Annotated in this window: 15 protein-coding genes; 12 read left to right on the forward strand and 3 right to left on the reverse strand. The window is 45.3% G+C overall.

Features of this window, described 5'->3' with window-relative positions:
- Positions 1-213: 213 nt before the first annotated feature.
- From ACKPCD_RS03025 to ACKPCD_RS03035, 3 genes are read right to left on the reverse strand one after another with little or no spacing between them, the layout of a single operon-like run.
- Complete coding sequence (locus tag ACKPCD_RS03025; RefSeq protein WP_140187239.1) at positions 214-1,842, reverse strand: glycoside hydrolase family 13 protein; 1,629 nt, start codon at positions 1,840-1,842, stop codon at positions 214-216.
- Positions 1,839-3,464, reverse strand: coding sequence for a glycoside hydrolase family 13 protein (locus ACKPCD_RS03030; RefSeq protein ID WP_321433959.1), 1,626 nt, complete (start codon positions 3,462-3,464; stop codon positions 1,839-1,841). Before ACKPCD_RS03030 ends, ACKPCD_RS03025 begins: the two co-directional genes overlap by 4 nt.
- Before the next feature lie 40 nt (positions 3,465-3,504).
- Entirely contained in the window at positions 3,505-5,268 is a 1,764-nt protein-coding gene (locus ACKPCD_RS03035; protein ID WP_321433960.1) for a glycoside hydrolase family 13 protein, read from the reverse strand.
- Positions 5,269-5,565: 297 nt separating this feature from the next.
- Here ACKPCD_RS03035 and ACKPCD_RS03040 point away from each other — a divergent pair, with 297 nt between their 5' ends.
- The 12 genes from ACKPCD_RS03040 (at position 5,566) to ACKPCD_RS03095 (ending at position 18,938) form a co-directional block, all read left to right on the forward strand.
- Complete coding sequence (locus ACKPCD_RS03040; RefSeq protein WP_086943530.1) at positions 5,566-6,840, forward strand: extracellular solute-binding protein; 1,275 nt, start codon at positions 5,566-5,568, stop codon at positions 6,838-6,840.
- 80 nt (positions 6,841-6,920) lie between these two features.
- Entirely contained in the window at positions 6,921-8,270 is a 1,350-nt protein-coding gene (locus ACKPCD_RS03045) for a carbohydrate ABC transporter permease (protein ID WP_086989999.1), read from the forward strand.
- Between the two features lie 4 nt (positions 8,271-8,274).
- Positions 8,275-9,147: a sugar ABC transporter permease gene (locus ACKPCD_RS03050; RefSeq protein ID WP_321433961.1), complete on the forward strand. Its 873-nt coding sequence runs from the start codon at positions 8,275-8,277 to the stop codon at positions 9,145-9,147.
- 197 nt (positions 9,148-9,344) lie between these two features.
- Entirely contained in the window at positions 9,345-9,695 is a 351-nt protein-coding gene (locus tag ACKPCD_RS03055; protein WP_068561215.1) for a type II toxin-antitoxin system RelE/ParE family toxin, read from the forward strand.
- A gap of 4 nt (positions 9,696-9,699) precedes the next feature.
- Positions 9,700-9,978, forward strand: a complete 279-nt coding sequence (locus tag ACKPCD_RS03060) for a type II toxin-antitoxin system RelB family anti-toxin (RefSeq protein ID WP_245734417.1) — start codon at positions 9,700-9,702, stop codon at positions 9,976-9,978.
- Positions 9,979-10,190: 212 nt separating this feature from the next.
- Positions 10,191-11,405: a DUF1186 domain-containing protein gene (locus ACKPCD_RS03065; RefSeq protein ID WP_321433962.1), complete on the forward strand. Its 1,215-nt coding sequence runs from the start codon at positions 10,191-10,193 to the stop codon at positions 11,403-11,405.
- A gap of 304 nt (positions 11,406-11,709) precedes the next feature.
- Positions 11,710-12,543, forward strand: a complete 834-nt coding sequence (locus tag ACKPCD_RS03070; RefSeq protein ID WP_321433963.1) for an AraC family transcriptional regulator — start codon at positions 11,710-11,712, stop codon at positions 12,541-12,543.
- A 96-nt stretch (positions 12,544-12,639) separates the two neighbouring features.
- On the forward strand, positions 12,640-13,950 hold the full coding sequence (melA, locus tag ACKPCD_RS03075) for an alpha-glucosidase/alpha-galactosidase (protein ID WP_321433964.1): 1,311 nt from the start codon (positions 12,640-12,642) through the stop codon (positions 13,948-13,950).
- Positions 13,951-14,394: 444 nt separating this feature from the next.
- Positions 14,395-15,090 carry a response regulator transcription factor gene (locus tag ACKPCD_RS03080; RefSeq protein WP_321433965.1) on the forward strand — a complete coding sequence of 232 codons (696 nt, stop codon included), beginning with the start codon at positions 14,395-14,397 and terminating at the stop codon, positions 15,088-15,090.
- Positions 15,074-16,102, forward strand: coding sequence for a sensor histidine kinase (locus tag ACKPCD_RS03085; protein ID WP_321433966.1), 1,029 nt, complete (start codon positions 15,074-15,076; stop codon positions 16,100-16,102). Before ACKPCD_RS03080 ends, ACKPCD_RS03085 begins: the two co-directional genes overlap by 17 nt.
- 120 nt (positions 16,103-16,222) lie before the next feature.
- On the forward strand, positions 16,223-16,990 hold the full coding sequence (locus tag ACKPCD_RS03090) for an ABC transporter ATP-binding protein (RefSeq protein WP_086629832.1): 768 nt from the start codon (positions 16,223-16,225) through the stop codon (positions 16,988-16,990).
- Positions 16,983-18,938 carry an FtsX-like permease family protein gene (locus ACKPCD_RS03095; protein ID WP_321433967.1) on the forward strand — a complete coding sequence of 652 codons (1,956 nt, stop codon included), beginning with the start codon at positions 16,983-16,985 and terminating at the stop codon, positions 18,936-18,938. The genes ACKPCD_RS03090 and ACKPCD_RS03095 overlap by 8 nt, the downstream gene beginning before the upstream one ends.
- Positions 18,939-18,985: the final 47 nt, after the last annotated feature.

Raw genomic sequence — 18,985 nt, forward strand, 5'->3', positions numbered from 1 at the left:
GCGTTCCATTCGCTGTTTGTTTTTTGTGGCACTCGATTGTCCTCCTCCGGCGAACGGAGGCTTTGCCGGAGGTCGGCCCACATTCAGGGGACTGTGCTCCGACTAGGACAGGCTCTCAGGAGAAGCGCCTGCAAATTACCGCTGTCCGCCGGTGTGGGAACCCTCACCGGAGCAGGGCACCCAATCCGTCGCGCAACTCCGATAAGCAGGCAATCAGCCGATTTCCTCAAACACCCAAGCATCGTAGGGCTGCATCTGCAGCCGCTTTGCAACAGCAGGCACGTCCGTTGTATTCGTCGACAGCAACTGCCATTTTTTGTTGGCAATCCGTGTCGGCAGATCGATTTGGCAAGGGTTGCGGCTCAGGTTCGTGAGCACGAGCACCTGTTTTGTGTCCGATTTCCGCAGATAAGCAAAGACTTGCGGATGATTTTTCAGAATCAGTTCGAACGTTCCCTCGGCGTAGACGGGCTGCGCCTTCCGCAACCGGATCAGGTGCTTGTAATGGCTCAAAACGGACTGCTCGTCCTTTTCCTGATCAAAAATGTTCACCTGCGTGGTGTTCGCATTGACGGCCATCCAGGGCAGCAACTCGGAAAATCCGCCGAACATGCCGCCTTCCCACTGCAGCGGGGTGCGCGAATGGTCCCGCGTCCAGTGGGTGACGTTGCGCAAGGCTTCTTCCGGCGAGGAACCTTTGTCCAATAACAAACGATAGAGATTATGCGAATCCTGGGCGTCGACTTGCTCCATCGATTCGAACGCGAAATTGGTCATGCCGATTTCCTGACCTTGATAGATGAAGGGCGTCCCTTTCAGCAGCATGTACATCGTCGCGATTGCTTTGGCAGATTTGGGCGATTCGTCCCCCAGAATCGAAGCGATCCGCGGATTGTCATGATTCTCCACGTACAGGGCGTTCCAGCCGTTCGCCCCCAAATCCTTTTGCCAACGCGAAAGCACCTTTTTGAACCCCAACAAATTGAGCCGTTCCGCACCCGGTTGGCCTTCGCGCACATTATGCTCCAACTCGAAGATCATGTTCAGATAGCCGTCTTCTTTGGTCCAATGCACCGCTTTTTTGCTGGAAACACCGCTTGCTTCGCCGACCGTCATGATCGGGTAGGCATCAAAAATTTCCTTCAGCTCCTGCATATAGACTTCGATCCCCGCGACGTTCATGAAAGGAGCCCAAGGATTATCGGTGATTCTGAAATCCCAGGGTTCTTTCTGGATATGGCTGATCGCATCCAAACGGAAGCCGTCGATCCCCAAGTCCAGCCACCAGCGGATCATCCGGTAGATTTCTTCCCGCACTTGCGGATTTTTCCAGTTCAGATCGGGCTGTTCCGGCGCAAAGACATGGAAATAGGCCTGGCCCGAGTTGTCATCGTAAGTCCAGGTCGAGCCGCCGAAGAAGCTTTGCCAAGCGTTCGGCAGCTTGTTTTCCGTGGCATCCGCCCACAAATAATAGTCGCGGTAAGGATTGTCTTTGCCTTTTTTTGCTTCCAGAAACCAAGGATGCTGGTCGCTCGTATGGTTCACCACCAGATCCATGATGATTTTGATGCCTGCAGCATGGGCTTTGCCCAACAGTTCCTCGAAATCGGCCATCGTCCCGAAATCGGGATGGATGTCCTGATAATCGGAAATGTCATAGCCGTTGTCGACATTCGGCGAAGCGTAAACAGGGTTCAGCCAGATGAAATCCACGCCCAATGATTGCAGATAGGGTAGTTTTTCGATGATTCCCTGCAAGTCGCCGATGCCGTCGTGGTTGGCGTCCCGGAAACTCCGGGGATAAATCTGATAGCCTACTGCATTTTTCCACCATCTGCTCATGCGCTCACCTTCACCACGAAAGCTTGCCAAGGCTTCAGTTGGAGGTCCTTCAAACTGGTAATCTCATTCCCGTCATTCTGGATGATCACTTCGGCTATCTCGTCTTCAGCCGAGAACGGTTGCGCGGCATCAGAGAAGTTGGCCACGACTAGCCAGCGTTCGCCTTCGTATTCCCGGTAATAGCTGATGACTTCGTCGACCGTATCGACCAGCTCGAATTCGCCCCAAATTATAATTGGGTTTTCTTTGCGCAAGCGGATCAGTTTTTGGTAGGTATAAAAAATCGAATCCGGATCGGCCAAAGCAGCTTCTGCATTGATGACCGGATAATTTTTGTTCACGGCAATCCAAGGGGTGCCTGTCGTAAATCCGCCGTGGGAAGAAGCGTTCCACTGCATCGGGCGGCGGGCATTGTCGCGGCCTTTGACATTGATGGAAGCCAGGATATCTGCTTCGGAATAGCCTTTCGCCAAGCGCTCGTTGTACATATTGAGCGTTTCGATGTCCCTTGCTTCGGCAATATCAGTGATCGGCGTATTGGTCATGCCGATCTCTTCGCCTTGATAGATGTAGGGCGTGCCTTTCATCATGTGCAACAGGATCGCTAGCATTTTCGCGCTCTCCGAACGGTATTCCTGGTCATTTCCCCAGCGCGAAAGCATCCGCGGCAAATCGTGGTTGTTCCAGAACAGGGAATTCCAGCCGTCGTGCCCGAGTTCGGTCTGCCATTTCGCCAGAATCCGTTTCAGTTCGGCGACTTTCATCGGCTGCAGATCCCATTTCTCGCCGTCCGATTTTTGGTCCAGGCCGATATGCTCGAATTGGAAAACCATCGACAATTCGTTGCGCTCAGGAGCAGAGTACAGTTTGGCGATTTCCGGAGTCGCTCCCCAGGTTTCGCCGACGGTCAGCAGGTCGTGGTTGCCGAAAGTCGCCTGCTGCATTTCCTGCAGAAATTCATGCAGCTGCGGCCCATTTCCGGTGATGGCTTTTTCGGGGATTTTTCCGATCAGGTCGATGACATCCATGCGGAAGCCGCCGATCCCTTTGGCGATCCAACGGTTCATCATCGCGTAGATTTCCTGGCGCATTTTTGGATTCTGCCAGTTCAGGTCCGGCTGTTTTTTGCTGAAAAGATGCAAGTAATATTGACCGCTCGCCGCATCCCATTCCCAGGCCGGTCCGGAGAAGGCGGAGCCCAATCCGTTCGGAACGCCGCCATCCACGCTAGAGTCTGCCCAGACATAATAGTCGCGGTACGGATTGTCTTTGCCTTTTTTGGCTTCGATAAACCAGGCGTGCTCATCCGAAGTATGGTTGACCACCAGATCCATCACCACTTTGATGTTGCGCTTTTCGGCTTCCGCGATAAAATGCTCCATCTCTTCCATCGTGCCGAACTCGTCGAGAATGGCTTCGTAGTCGGAAATATCATACCCGTTGTCGTCGTTCGGCGACTGGTAGACAGGCGAAAGCCAAATCGCTCCGATACCCAATTTTTCCAGATAGTCCAATTTTTCGGTCATACCGGCGATATCGCCAATACCGTCGCCGTTGCTGTCCCTGAAGCTCCGCGGATAGATCTGATAAACGACAACCTCTTGCCACCAATGTTTTTTCATGCTGCAACCTCATCTCTTATTAATTCTAAATAGGCAGTGATTATTCTTTCATCAACACAAAACCTTTGCGCGCCAATTCGACAGCCCCGTCCGATACGTCCGCAAGGTTCGAGAACAAAGCCTCTCCGATCAGCTCGACCCGTGCCGTGTGCTCGCCGGTATTGAAGGCGCCGCGGATGACCTCGCCGCCCAGCATGCGCTCAAAGATGACTACGCCGGATTCTTCGGATACCTGGCGCCAATAAACAGTGCCTTCCGAAAGGATTTTTTGTTGCTCTTTGCGGATCCCGTTCAGTTCTTTCACGAAACGGTGCAGATCGCGATCCTGTTTTTCTTCTTCCCAGACCATGCACTTTCGGCAATCCGGGTCCATCCCGCCGGTCAAACCGATTTCATCCCCGTAGTACAGGCAAGGGACGCCGGGCTGGATGTAGGTGAAGGCCATTGCTTGTTTCATGACGTCTTTGTCCTCGTTGGCTTCCGTCAACAAGCGCGGGGTATCGTGGGAATCGAGGATATTGAATTGCATCTGGTTTGTCTGATTGCGGTAGAGCATCAGCTGGTTGTTCATTTCCGAAACCATTTTACTCAATGATAATTCATTCTTCACGAAATAACCCATAATCGCATCAGTGAAGGCGTAGTTCATGACGGCATGGAATTCGTCGCCCTGCAGCCAGTTTTGGGAAGAATGCCAAATTTCGCCGAGAATGTAGAAATCTTTTTTGGCTTCATCGCAGACAATCCGGAATTTTTTCCAAAAAGCGTGATCGACTTCGTTCGCGACATCCAAACGCCAAGCGTCGATATCGAAAGCTTCGATCCAGTAACGGGCGATGTTCAGCAGATAATCCTGCACTTCCGGATTGGCCGTGTTCAGCTTCGGCATATGCGGGTTGGCGGCAAAGACATCGTAAGTGATGTCGTAGGCATCTTCGAAATTTTCACCGCGTTTGTAGGAAGCCGGAAACTCATTGATGTGGAACCAGTCGACGTATTGCGAATCTTCCCCATGCGCAAGTACGTCCTGCCATTGCGGCGAAGAATCACCGATATGATTGAAGACGGCATCCAGCATGACTTTCATGCCGCGTTTGTGGCATTCTTCCACGAGTTTTTTGAAAGTTTCTGCATCGCCGAAAGCCGGGTCGATCTTCAGGTAATCGATCGTATCGTACTTATGGTTGGAAGAAGCTTCAAAAATCGGGCAGAAATAGATGCCGTTGATACCCAAGTCCTCCAAATAATCAAGGTGATCGATGACCCCCTGCAGGTCGCCGCCGAAGAAGTTCTCGCGGCTTGGATCTGCCGAACCCCAAGGCAGCGTGCCTTCCGGATCGTTGCTCGGATCCCCATTGGCAAAACGTTCCGGGAAAATCTGATACCAAACTGTTTTTTTGACCCATTCCGGTGTTTTGTAGCGATCGACTTCATGGAAGAAGGGCATCCGAAAGTAGTTGTTCGGCATCCGCAAATAGTCTTCTTCTAATGGATAAACGCCGTGATCGCCGTAAAATACGGAAATCCCATCATGACCCTTCAAGGCAAATGCATAAGACAGGCGCTTTAAGGGGGCCGTGACTTCGACGAACCAGTAATCGTAAAGATCAGTGGAAAGGGTTTTGATCATCTGAAGCGGTTTGCGGAACCACTCTTCTTTGTCCAAAAAATAAGGATCCCCGTAAAGCAAACCCATCTCGCGGACGTCTCCACGAGCAGTACGCAGACGGACGTGCATCGTTTCTGGGTCATATAGGTAGGCAAATTCGCTTTCAGGGCGATGGTAAAGTGCGGAAGTGTTCATAGTAGTATCGGCTCCTTTTCATTCTTTGTTTTCCCACATTGTGTCACATCGCATAGTAGGATGCAAGAACTTTTAGCAATCGGTTGCATTTTGATTTTTAGTTAGGGAATGGCGTCCGATGGGTTATTGTTCACCGGAAAAGCTTTATATAACTATATAAGTAAGCTTTTTGGGACGAATCAAACACTGTCGGAAAATGAACCATTTTCTTTTTTTAAGAAATAAAGCTTGACTATTGAAGCAATCGGTTGCATAATCAAACATGTAAAGGAAATTCATTTCAAGGGGGACAAGTAAGTGAAAACGAATTGGAAAAAGTATTTTGGAAGCGGTTTAATATTGGGGGCATCTGCTTTAATCTTGGGCGCATGCGGCGGCACAGCTGATACAAGCGATACAGGCTCAGCTGAAAACACATCCGGAGAAGTCGTTGTGGAAGGCGACGTCAAATTGTGGGTGGACACAGATCACGTGGAAGTCTTCAAAGGGATCGTAGCAGAGTTCGAAAAAGAATTCCCTGAAGTTACGGTTGAAGTGGCGGCAGGAAGCTCAGCTGATGCAAAGAAAGATGTCTCGAAAGATCCAAAAGCAGCGGCTGACGTTTTCATGATGCCGCACGACCAAGTCGGTCAAATGGCTGAAGCAGGTCTGTTATATCCGAACACAAAATATGCAGATGAAGTAAAAGCAAATAACGTGGAATCGGCTGTCGAAGGCGTAACGTGGAACGATGAGCTTTACGGCTACCCATACGGCGTTGAATCGCAAGTTCTCTACTATAACAAAGCGAAACTGACTGAAGATGATGTGAAGAGCTGGACGACATTGTCTGAAAAAGGCAAAATCGGCACAAACTTTGCTGAAGCAGGAGCCAACTATATCTTCGGACCGCTGTTCATGAGTAACGGTCTTTACTTGTACGGTGAAACCGGCGAAGATCCAAGCGGAACCAACTTTAATGACGAAAAAGGTGCTGAAGTCCTTGCATGGATCGCAGCTCAAAAGAACAATCCAGGCGTGATCCAGTCCGGTGCTGAAGCCTTAGCCAACTTGGAAGCAGGCGTTTCGGACGCATTCCTTTCCGGACCTTGGTCGAAAAATGATGTCACCAAAGCATTGGGTGAAAATATGGGCGTTGCGGCTTACCCGACAGTCGATTTCGGCAGCGGCGAAGTTCAGATGAAAGCTTTCTTGGGCGTCAAATTATTTGCGGTAAACCAACAGACAGATGCGCCTTTAGCATCCATGGCTTTGGCGAACTACCTGTCCAATGAAACTTCCCAATTGATTGAATTCCAGGAAATGGGCGTTATCCCATCGAACAAAGTCGTTCAGGCAAATGCGGAAGTGCAAGAAGATGTCGTGGCGAAAGCAGTCATGGAAATGTCCCAATCCACTCATTCAGTCGTCATGCCTAAAGTTCCGGAAATCGTTTCGTTCTGGCCAGCGATGGATGCCATCATCAATGATGCATATAAAGGCAACATCACCGCAGACGAATACATGGAAAAACTGGACAAATTGGTAGAAGACACATCCAAAGTAACAGAACCTGAAGAAGAAAAAGAATAAAAGAAACTAAAAAGGGAGGGCGAAAGATCACGCATCTTTCGTCCCTCCTATTTAAAATGATGAAAGTGAGTGGGGAAGCCATGTTCAAGAAAAAAAGTTACGGCCAGCAGATGACCTTTCGGGAATTGTTCAAAGAAGGGGACGTCGCAACAAAACTTTCCTTTGTTGTCATGGGAGCTGCCAATCTTGCCAATAAACAATACCTAAAAGGTTTGATTTTCCTGTTTTCGCAGATCGCCTTCTTCTATTGGCTGATCCGCAACGGACTGCGGGCGCTATCCATGTTGGCGACGTTGGGTACCCAATCGCAAGGGCTCGTTTTTGACGAACGCCTAGGGATTGAAGTGCTGCAAGAGGGCGACAACTCGATGTTACTGCTATTATTCGGGATTGCTGCCATTGTGATTTGTTTGCTCCTTGTTGGTTTGTACGTCATCAATCTGAAAAGCGCAAGGAATATCCATGAACTGAAAAAAGCAGGAAAAAAAATCCCGAGCACGATGGATGATTTGGCGAGTTTGTTGAATGAACGATTCCATGCCACCTTGATGACGATTCCGTTGTTGGGCGTACTTTTGTTCACGGTCCTGCCGCTGCTCTACATGATTTCGATCGCCTTCACGAACTATGACCACACGCACCTGCCGCCGAAAAACCTTTTTACCTGGGTCGGCTTTGTAAACTTCGGTAACGTCATTTCCGGAAATATGGCAGACACCTTCTTCCCGGTCTTGGGCTGGACGCTGATTTGGGCGACGTTGGCAACAGTCACTTGCTTTTTCTTCGGCATCCTGCTGGCACTTTTGATCAATACTAAAGGCCTGAAATTCAAAGGCGTTTGGCGCACAATTTTCGTCACCACGATGGCCGTTCCGCAGTTCATTTCACTGTTGGTGATGCGTAATCTCTTGAATGGCGCGGGTCCCATCAACGCGACATTGTTGAACTTGGGCCTGATCGATTCAGCCATTCCATTTTTGACGGATCCGATTTGGGCAAAAATTACCGTCATTGTCGTCAACATGTGGATCGGGATTCCGGCAACGATGCTGGTTTCGACGGGGATCATCCAAAACCTGCCGACGGATCAGATCGAGGCGGCACGGATCGATGGCGCCAACAAACTGCAGATTTTCAGGAACATCACTTTCCCGCAAATTCTGTTCGTGATGATGCCTGCGTTGATCCAACAGTTCATCGGCAACATCAACAACTTTAACGTCATTTTCCTGTTGACCGGAGGCGGACCTTCGAACTCCGACTTTTACGGCGCGGGTTCGACGGACTTGTTGGTTACGTGGCTGTACAACTTGACGGTCAATACGATGGACTACAATTTGGCATCCGTCATCGGTATCCTGATCTTCATCCTGTCCGCAGTGTTCAGTCTGCTGGCTTACACAAGAACGAATTCATTCAAGGAGGGCTAAAAAAATGGCAAAAGAAAAGAAAACAACAGGATACAAAGCGCAACGGCGGTTTTCGCTGGCTACAGTCTATGCCGTCCTGGCTGTTCTGTCGGTCATTTGGCTATTCCCTATCGTGTGGATCGTTTTGACCAGCTTCCGGGCAGAAGGCGGCGCGTTCGTTCCGTACATTATTCCAAAATCATTCACGTTGGATAACTACAGGATTCTTTTGCAGAACACAACCGGAAATTATCCGTTTGTGCGCTGGTTCCTGAACACGTTGTTTGTTTCCGTCATCAGTTGCATTCTGTCGACTTTCATCACAATCGCAATGGCGTACGCACTGTCGCGCCTGCGCTTTAAGATGCGCAAACCGTTCCTGAAAGTCGCGTTGGTCCTGAACATGTTCCCCGGATTCATGAGCATGATCGCCGTGTACTACATCCTGAAAGCCCTGAACCTGACGGAAAGCCTGCTTGCTTTAATCCTGGTCTATTCCGCCGGCTCGGCGCTGGGCTTCTACATCGCCAAAGGATTCTTCGATACGATCCCGATGGCATTGGATGAATCGGCCATGATCGACGGTGCCAACAAGTGGGAGATCTTCACAAAAATCACACTGCCGTTGTCCAAACCGATCATCGTGTACACGTCCTTGCTGGCTTTCATGGGACCGTGGATGGACTTCATCTTCGCCAAAATCATCATGGGCGACAACATCCCGAACTACACGATCGCGATCGGGCTGTTCACGATGATGACCCGTACGACCGCGAACTCGCTGTTCATGGCGTTCACCGCCGGCTGCGTGCTGATCGCCATCCCGATCACGATCCTGTTCATCTTCATGCAACGCTTCTACGTGGAAGGCGTGACTTCCGGATCAGTCAAAGGATAGGAATATATAGTGAAAAATCCCAAAAGGCGCTCTTGCCGGAGCGCCTTTTGGGATTTTCTGTAAGGCCGAGGTTTTCTGCCCGATGAATCTGGATAAATGAAAATAGGACAGGGGTTGCCTAGAGTCTGAGTTCATTTTCAAGGTGCTGAAGTTGAGGGGATATTTACTTTTAATCACTTATAAGTTATAATGAGGGTATGAAAAAATACAATTTTGATGTCTATGAAAAAGAAAACGGTGAAGCTCCCTTTTTGGTGTATTTAGATAGTTTGGATGTAAAATCCAGAGCTAAAGTATTACGCGCAATAACTATTGTGGAAGATTTTGGAGCGCAGTCTCCACCAGGGTATATCGATCACTTAGGCGATGGCATTTACGAACTTCGAGTGAAATTCTCAAGCAATATATTTAGATGCTTATATTTTCATTTTCACAATAATAAGTATATTATCACCCATGGTTTCACGAAAAAAACACAAAAAACCCCGTCAAGAGAAATCACTAAATCTAAAGAGTATCGTAAAGACTACCTGGAAAGGAATGAGTAAAAAGATGGAAAATAAATTACAAAAATACTTTGATACCCAAATGGACACGCCAGAATTTGCTGAAGCATGGAGAGAAACCGAAGCCAGCTATCAAGCGGCAAACATTCTTTTGAAAATTAGAGCAGAAAAACAGTTAACCCAATCTGAATTAGCTAATCTAACTGGGAAAAAACAATCTTACATTGCCCGAGTTGAAAAAGGTACTCAAAATATTAGTGTACAAACATTGAATGATATTGTGGAATCTGCAGGCGGAAAGTTAAAAATAGAAGTAGTCGTTTAAAATTGTGTGAATTCTGCAACCGCACATGAGAAAACACAAAGGGGCGGGGTTGTCTGTAAAAGAGACGGCCCCGTCTTTTTTGTCTTGCGTTGCTCTGCGTTTTTTTGGTAACGGTTTCTGATCAAGCGTGCTCCGGAAAGCAGGGGTATGGTAAACTGGATGTACATAAAAGGGCAGTTCCAAAAATCTATATCATTGGTGAGGTGTTGGTGATGGTGAGCGAAGAATTGAAAGAGGCTATGTTGGAAGTAGTGGATAATCAATTGAATGACAATGATCCAAAATGCACGACAGACACTTTTGAACGTCTTGTTGCTTCGGGATGCAGCCCGCAGGAAGCAAAAGAGCAGATTGCTGAAGTTCTTTTAGACAGGACGACTGCGAGTTTGGTAGCGGGAAAAGCGTTCGATGAAGAGGATTTCAGCAGGCGCTTGGATTATCTCAAGGGTAAAGGGAAGCAGCATCCGGACACTGATTACACCTCAAAAAACACGATGGATGAAATAGTGAAACGAATCGAATACATTCGCGGAACTGTTTTTCCTGAAGAGGAATTGAAGGAAATAATTGCCAGAAAAGAAGAAGCGATTCCTTTGTTGTTGAATATCTTAAGGCAGGTAAGGGATAACCCGGAAAAATACATCAGCCGCCCTGACTATTTTGGTCATAATTATGCTATTTATTTGTTGGCGCAGTTCAGAGTTGAAGAAGCTTATCCGATCGTATTTGATATCTTCAGTCTGCCGAATGACATGGCGTTTGACTTGCTCGGAGACGTGATGACGGAAGCGGGTGGACGGATAATCGCTTCCCTTTGCGGAGATGATTTGGAATCCATAAAGAGAATGATCAATAATGAAGTAGTCGACGAGTACACCAGAGTTCAAGCCGTAAATGCCTTTGCTGTTTTGGCGATGAGCGGGGACATCCCAAGGGAAACGGTCATTGATTACTACAGAGAGCTCTTTCATACCCTTGACAACAGTACCATGCTCTCGATGTTGATAAATACCTGCGTTACTATCTACCCTGGAGAATTGTATGACGAAATCAAGGAAGCTTACAAAAACAATCCGGCGCATTCTGAAGTAGTCAGAACAAGTTCCGTGGATCGGGCAATGAAAAAAGGTAAAGCGGCAGTATTAGCGGATGCCTCAGACAATAAATACTTACATAAAATCGAGGATACGATCGCCGAATTGAGGGACTGGGGATGCTTCGAAAATGAGTATAATGATGAGTATGACGATTATGATGACGAAGAGGACTTTTTCACAGATCTGTTTTTCGATCAGCTGATGAAAAACAATCCGGACTTCATTTCCCAAATAAAACGTACACCAATCGTAAACGAGCCGAAAATCGGCCGCAATGATCCTTGCCCTTGCGGGAGCGGCAAGAAATACAAGAAGTGCTGCGGGAAATAAGGTACAAAATGGCAAAGAAATGTAGGGACCGGAATGATTTAGCACGCCAACCCGCTTTGAAGGGTTTTTCGGACCGGATTCGATCAGAAATAACCTTCCAAAGCCGCTTTGGAAGGTTATTTCGGTGGGGAACTCTCTGTTTTCCTTGCCATCCTGTATTCGTGATCAGCTGGTAGCCGTTGTTGCGGATATCGGCCCGTTTTACCGGTGTATCTGATCCTTTTCTATCACCATCAACAGGTGTTGTGCTAAAATCTAGCTATACAAATATACCGATAAATAAACGGACAACAGAGGGTACCCTATGAGCGAAAAACTATTGAAGGATCTATTTTTTAAGGAATACTATTTCTCGGATTTTTTCTTTTTCAATGTGGGATACGAGAAGTGCCAGAGTGGGCATCGATTTGGGCCTTCGTTACGGGACAACTACATCGTGCATTTTGTGATCAGTGGAAAAGGGCGGTATACCGTGAATGATACAACGCATCATTTGGGTACTGGTGATTTTTTTCTGATCCGTCCGAATGAACTGGTCGATTACGAAGCGGATGTGCAAGATCCATGGGAATACTATTGGATCGGATTTTCGGGCACCAAAGTGAAAGAAATCCTGCATACGAACGGGATCGGAGCCAAAGACTATATCGGTCAAGTTGGCGCACAAAAAGAGCTGCAGGAGAAATTCGCGCATTTCATGGAAGCCGATTTTTTTGATGATGCCAAAAAACTGGCGAATCAGGCGCTCTTCTATGACATATTTTCATTCTTCAAAATCCATAATGAAAATATGGAAATGGGGGTCCGCATCAGCCGAACAAAAAAATACAGTGAAGCTTTTTTGTTGTATGTGGGAAATAATTATTATCGCGAGGATCTGACGATCGAAGAAATTGCGAAATCGATGTACCTCCACCCAGCCTATTTCAGCCAGGTAATCAAGGAGGAGTTAGGCTTGACCGCCCTCAAATATTTGAATCTATACCGCATGAACAAAGCTAGCCAGTTGTTGAAAACAACGGAATTGTCGGTGGAGCAAATAGCAAGCGCGGTAGGATACCAGAACCGGCACTCTTTTACACGGGCCTTCAAAAACAGATTCCAAAGTTCCCCGACCCGGTATAAGCTCGAAAAATAAGACCTGAAAAATTGTACCCTGAAGCTAAAACCATGCCCTTCTTATTCAGTGAGAATAGCCTATACTGAAGACATCAAAAGGAAAAGGAGCATGAACATGGTCAAAATTTGTTTTATCGGTGCAGGCAGCACAATCTTCGCAAAAAACGTTTTAGGGGATGCGATGTTGACGTCTAGTCTCCAGGATGCAGAAATAGCATTGTACGATATTGATGAAAACCGCTTGAAAGAATCCGAACTGATGCTTCAGACCATCAACAAAAACTCGAATCAAAGCCGCGCAAAAATACAATCTTTCAGCGACAGAAAAGAAGCTTTGAAAGATGCGAATTTTGTCATCAATGCGATCCAGGTGGGCGGCTACAAGCCGAGCACTGTGATTGATTTTGAGATTCCTAAAAAATACGGCTTGCAGCAGACAATCGGGGACACTACCGGTATCGGCGGGATCTTCAGAGGATTGCGCACACTTCCGGTGATGTTTGACATCGCCAAAGAAATGGAAGAAGTTTGTCCGGATGCATGGTTATTGAACTACACCAATCCGATGGCCATTTTGACGATGGGCATGCTGAAAGCGACGAAGATCAAAACGGTCGGCTTGTGCCACAGTGTCCAAGTCTGTGTGCCGGAATTATTCGAACATCTGGGCATTAAAGATCAATACAATCTGGATGAATTCCAATGGAAAATCGCCGGCATCAACCACATGGCTTGGCTGCTGGAAATTAACCGGAACGGAAAAGATTTCTACCCTGAAATCCGCAGACTGGCTTCAGAAATCGCCAATCCGCATAAGGATTCTGTGCGCTTTGAATTGATGAAACACTTCGGCTACTACATCACAGAATCCAGCGAGCATAACGCAGAGTACCATCCTTACTTCATCAAAAAGAATTATCCGGAATTGATCGATCAATTGCAGATCCCGATCGATGAATACTTGAGAAGATGCGTTGATCAAATCGCAGGCTGGGAAACGCAAAGAGACGAGATCGTCAATGACGGTTCGTTGGAACACACAAGAAGTCGCGAATATGCGTCTTATATCATGGATGCGATTACAACTGGAACGCCAACGATGATTGCCGGGAATGTCCTGAACAAAGGCCTGATCACCAACTTACCGGAAGATTGCTGTGTGGAAGTTCCGTGTTTGGTGGACAAAAATGGCGTTCAACCTACCTATGTAGGCAAACTCCCTACGCAATTGGCTGCATTGAACCGGACAAACATCAATGTCCAGGAGTTGACGGTTGAGGCCGCAATGACACTTGAAAAAGACAAGATCTATCAAGCGGCGTTGATGGACCCGCATGCTAGTTCCGAGCTGTCCATTTCCGAAATAAAAGCAATGGTGGATGAATTGATCGCTGCCCATGGCGATTATCTGCCGGCTTATAAATAAAACAGTGCCTGCGAATCGCTCTCCTGCTTCAGGTTGTCCGATATTTTGCGATTATCGGACAAGCAGGACAGCGTAGTCTGCGTAGATGTCCGATTCTATAGAGTTATCGGACAAGCATGCCGGTATAGTCATCCTGGATGTCCGATTCTATGAAGTTATCGGACATCCGTGTCACAATAAGCTACCTAAATGTCCGATTCTTCGCAATTATCGGACACCCCCCAAAAAGAATAACGCCCAACCAAAGCTGCCTCGTCAACGAGACAGCTTTTTCTCTGTACTCATCCACACTAAAAATTATACAGCCATATTTTGTTAGTGGGATGCTTATCTTGTGAAATAATTGAACAGTCAAAATGGTTACTAAGTCCAAGGTCCAATAGGCTGATGGCAATTAATCCTGTATAGTAGAAGCAACGAATGAAAGATAAGTAGGTGAATAGGTTGATGAAAATTATGATTATTGAAGATGATTTAGTCATTGCCTCAAGTTTGCAGGAAGAGTTGCTGAAGTGGCAATACAGTGCCTTTTATGTCACCGATTTTAATGACGTCATGAACACATTTACGCAAGAAGCACCTCAATTGGTCTTAATAGACATCAAACTTCCGTACTTTAACGGGTATTATTGGTGTACGGAAATTCGTAAAATCTCTCAAGTACCCATTATTTTTGTTTCTTCACAGAGCGAACGAATGGATATTGTAATGGCGATACAAATGGGAGCAGATGATTTTATCAGTAAGCCCTTTGATTTAACTGTTGCTTTAGCAAAAATACAGGCATTGTTGCGGAGAACCTATGACTTTACCGGCAATGACATTTATTTGAGTCATCGGCAGGTACATCTGAAGACAAGTGAATTAAAGGTTCAATACCAGGATCAGGAAGTAGAATTAACCAAAAATGAAATAAAGATTTTGGAAGTACTCTTTCTGCAAAAAGGGGCCTTTGTTTCCCGAGAGGCCATCATGATGAAACTATGGGAAAATGATTCCTTTATTGATGACAATACATTAGCTGTCAACATCAATCGCTTACGCAAAAAACTTGCAGAAATAAATGTAACTTCCTTTATTGTCACGAAAAAAGGATTTGGATATGGACTTCAGAAGGACGAGCATGATGAAACAAAATAAGAAATGGGCAGACATTTTGATAGCTTTTATTAAAGCCGAACGCTCTTTGATGATCCTATATATGCTTAACGTCATGGTGTTCAGTCTCGTCTATATATTGGGACGATTGCCACTCTATTTTTTGCTATTCGCTATCGAGCTTTCTTTGTTTTTAGGCAGTTGTTTTTTCGCATTTCAATTTTCGAGGTATTACAAGCGGTTTCGATTACTGGAACGCCTGGATAAAGATCCAATCCATGCGCTGAAACAATTAGCTGCTAGCCAAGACCCAAGTGAAGCTTTTCTTCGTCTTAAAATCGTAGACTTAATCAAAGAGATCCAACAAATCGAAAGAAATAATGTGCAGAGAAGCAATTCTCAGATGGATTATTTTACCTTGTGGCTGCATCAGATCAAAACACCCATTTCAGCCATCAGCTTATTGATGCAACGAGATAGTCAAATGAATTATCGGAACCAAATGGAACAAGAGCTGCTACGGATTGAAAATTATACACATATGGCATTGAATTATGTGAGAATTGAACAAAGTGGTACAGATTTGGATTTTGCAGATGTTTCGCTCGATCGCGTAATCAAAGAGACGGTAAAAAAATTTTCTATTTTGTTTATTTACAATCATATCCAATTAGACTATCAAGAGACAGCAGCAATTATCTTGTCAGATGAGAAATGGCTGCGTGTTCTGGTTGAACAAATTCTTTCCAATAGTTTGAAATATACGCCCGAAGGTGGCACCATCAAGATTTACATGAGCCCCACACAAGAGCAGCAGCTCATTATTGAAGATACTGGTATTGGCATCCGATCTGAAGATTTACCGCGCATATTTGAACGTGGGTATTCAGGTTTTAATGGGAGGATACATGAAAAATCAACCGGGCTAGGATTATTTCTTAGTCAGGAAATTACAAAACGTCTGGGCCATAACCTCATAATCGAATCAACTTTAGGGAAAGGCACCAAAGTCACGATTGATTTAGCCAGAGAACCGTTACGGAGGGACCATTGATGGGTAATCTTACAAAACTGTAAGGTTAAGCAACCCTTTGTAAGAAAAGATAAAGGCAGCCGATGTTCATTTTCATTAAACTAGTGATAGGGACAAAGAAATGAACAGGAGACAACAAATATGACATTATTAGAAGTGACGCATTTAAAAAAGACCTATACGGGAATATTTTCAACACAGGAAGTCCAAGCCTTAAAAGACATAAATTTTTCAGTTGAAAAAGGAGAATTTGTCTCGATTATGGGAGAATCGGGTTCAGGAAAAACAAGCTTGTTGAATATTTTGGCAACACTTGATACAGCTACTGCGGGTGAAGTAATGCTGGAAGGAAAAGACCTGACACAGATCAAAGATAGTGAGATTTCTAACTTCCGTAGAGATTACCTAGGGTTTGTTTTCCAAGATTTCAACTTATTGGATAATTTTTCGATAAAAGACAATATATTATTGCCGCTTGTCTTATCCAATACGCCAATAACTGAAATGGAGAATCGTTTGATGCCCATCATTCAAAAGTTGAAAATTGATGGGCTGATCAATCATTATCCGTATGAAGTTTCTGGGGGACAAAAACAGCGCGCAGCGGTAGCCCGAGCGTTGATCACAAATCCAAAATTATTGCTTGCAGATGAGCCCACTGGAGCATTGGATTCGAAATCCAGCCAAAGTCTATTGGAGACTTTCGAAGCAATAAATGATGCGGGGCAGACGATTATCATGGTCACCCACAGTACAAGGGCTGCAGCTTACTCGAACCGGGTATTGTTTATTCAAGATGGCGAAGTGTATCATGAAATTTACCGTGGCGAACAGACACCGGATCAGTTTATGGACAAAATCTCGCAAGCGTTGGTTGTCTTGGCAAACAGAGGTGAGCAACATGAATAAATTTTTTTTTTCAAAGCTAGCCCTGCGTAACCTTAAATCCAATAAGCAAATTTATTTTCCTTATATTTTTGCTTCAATTGCAACGGTAGCGATGTTTTACATGATGGTCGCGTTAAGGGGAAATAAATTTATTCAAACCAGATCAGATACGTTGTCTTTGCTTTTCGCTTTAGGGGCTATAGTCGTTGGGGTGTTTTCCTTTATATTTATTTTGTATACCAACAGTTTCCTGATCAAACGTCGAAAAAAAGAAATTGGTCTATATGCCATATTGGGAATGAAGAAGAGCCACGTTTCCAAAATATTGACGATTGAATCAATGGTAACAAGCTGTTTTAGTATTGTTGTAGGTGTGGTAGTGGGGCATCTATTGGGAGAACTTGCTTTTCTTGTTTTGAACTATGCTTTAAAGTTCGGGATAGAAATGTCTTTTCCTTTTACGATACAGGCAATGCTGGTTACGATCGGACTGTTTGCCCTCATCTTTTTAACAACGTTGGGTTACAATATCACTCAAGTTACGTTTTCTAATCCTATCCAACTGATTAAAGGCAAGCAGACAGGAGAACGGGAGCCGAAAAGTTCGCTTATACTGTTTATTCTTTCATTGTTATTGATTGGATCAGGATACTGGATGTCGCTGACCATTGATAACCCGCTTGATGCCATGATTTATTTTTTCCTTGCAGTACTGTTGGTTATTGCGGGTACGTATTTCTTATTCATTTCCGGCTCTATTTTCATCCTGAAAAAACTGAAGAAAAATAAGCCGTTCTATTATCGCCCGAGTCCATTTATTTCAATCTCCGGGATGCTTTATCGGATGAAACAAAATGCAGTAGGGTTAGCCAATATCACTATTTTAGCAACCATGGTCATTGTTGCGGTATCAACGACAGCAGCTATTTTTATTGGGACCGAAGATACTTTGACGGTTCGTTTACCTTATGAGAATCAACGAACCTACTATGAAACCGTCGATTTGGAAGAACAACTTGAAGCCATCGAAAAGGAAACAGAAACGAACGGATTAAACGTTACGGGGACAGAAATGTATGTGTACTATAATCTGTTCAGTATCATTGAAGATAACAAAATTATGATTGGTGCGGCTGATTTTGCTAAAGAGATACCGGATACTATTCAGCTGCTTATCAGAGAAGATTATGAACGGATAGTTGGCGAAACCGTCCCGTTAAGTTCTGATGAAGTATTACTGTTTGATTCAAAAAATACATTTGGTTTTTCCACAGTGATAATCGGAAATACAACGTATCAAGTCAAATCAAAAATCGATAACCCCTTGAAAATGGATAAATCACAGAGTCCTAATATGATTATGATAGTGGATTCTAGAGAGACCTTAGAATCCATTATGGAAACTGATTTTAGATTAAGAGAGATTGACCTTCCGATTGTTGCAGATGCAGTTATTTCTTGGAACACGAATGGAACGCAAGCGCAGAAGAAGGACTATTCTGAAAAAACGGCTGCTGTCGTTAGTGACAGTGGAAACTCATATTTTCAGTCAAGGGAACTTCTACGTGAAGAATGGTACAGTATGAATGGCGGCTTCTTGTTCTTGGGGATTTTTCTTGGGTTATTGTTTACTTTTGGAGCAGCGCTGATTACATATTTCAAACAAGTTTCAGAAGGCTATGATGACCGAGACAAATTTCAAATCATGCAAAAAGTTGGCTTGGATAAGCAAATGATTCGTAAAACGACCCGGCTGCAAATTGTATGGATGTTTCTCTTGCCGCTCATCATTGCTGTGATTCATGTAGCCTTTGCCTTTCCGATTATTCAAAAACTATTGCTCTTGTTCAGTGTGGTCAATACAGCATTAGTCTTCTGGTGCTTTATCGGCGTAATAACCGGATTTAGTGTGATTTATTGGCTCATTTATCAAGTAACGTCAAAAGTTTACTATGGCATTGTTGAATAGTATGCATCAGTAAAAACAGGAGCCGTTCCCGTGTGGGGCGGCTCCTG

The organism is Trichococcus flocculiformis, from assembly GCF_963662535.1.
Taxonomy (GTDB): Bacteria; Bacillota; Bacilli; order Lactobacillales; family Aerococcaceae; genus Trichococcus; species Trichococcus flocculiformis.

Bases quoted from the DNA above. Each gene is read 5' to 3' on its own strand.
- ACKPCD_RS03035 (WP_321433960.1), bottom strand. From the start codon at position 5,268: ATGAACACTTCCGCACTTTACCATCGCCCTGAAAGCGAATTTGCCTAC.
- ACKPCD_RS03070 (WP_321433963.1), top strand. From the start codon at position 11,710: ATGAGCGAAAAACTATTGAAGGATCTATTTTTTAAGGAATACTATTTC.
- ACKPCD_RS03030 (WP_321433959.1), bottom strand. From the start codon at position 3,464: ATGAAAAAACATTGGTGGCAAGAGGTTGTCGTTTATCAGATCTATCCG.
- ACKPCD_RS03065 (WP_321433962.1), top strand. From the start codon at position 10,191: ATGGTGAGCGAAGAATTGAAAGAGGCTATGTTGGAAGTAGTGGATAAT.
- ACKPCD_RS03055 (WP_068561215.1), top strand. From the start codon at position 9,345: ATGAAAAAATACAATTTTGATGTCTATGAAAAAGAAAACGGTGAAGCT.
- ACKPCD_RS03090 (WP_086629832.1), top strand. From the start codon at position 16,223: ATGACATTATTAGAAGTGACGCATTTAAAAAAGACCTATACGGGAATA.
- melA (WP_321433964.1), top strand. From the start codon at position 12,640: ATGGTCAAAATTTGTTTTATCGGTGCAGGCAGCACAATCTTCGCAAAA.
- ACKPCD_RS03095 (WP_321433967.1), top strand. From the start codon at position 16,983: ATGAATAAATTTTTTTTTTCAAAGCTAGCCCTGCGTAACCTTAAATCC.
- ACKPCD_RS03025 (WP_140187239.1), bottom strand. From the start codon at position 1,842: ATGAGCAGATGGTGGAAAAATGCAGTAGGCTATCAGATTTATCCCCGG.
- ACKPCD_RS03060 (WP_245734417.1), top strand. From the start codon at position 9,700: ATGGAAAATAAATTACAAAAATACTTTGATACCCAAATGGACACGCCA.
- ACKPCD_RS03050 (WP_321433961.1), top strand. From the start codon at position 8,275: ATGGCAAAAGAAAAGAAAACAACAGGATACAAAGCGCAACGGCGGTTT.
- ACKPCD_RS03045 (WP_086989999.1), top strand. From the start codon at position 6,921: ATGTTCAAGAAAAAAAGTTACGGCCAGCAGATGACCTTTCGGGAATTG.
- ACKPCD_RS03085 (WP_321433966.1), top strand. From the start codon at position 15,074: ATGATGAAACAAAATAAGAAATGGGCAGACATTTTGATAGCTTTTATT.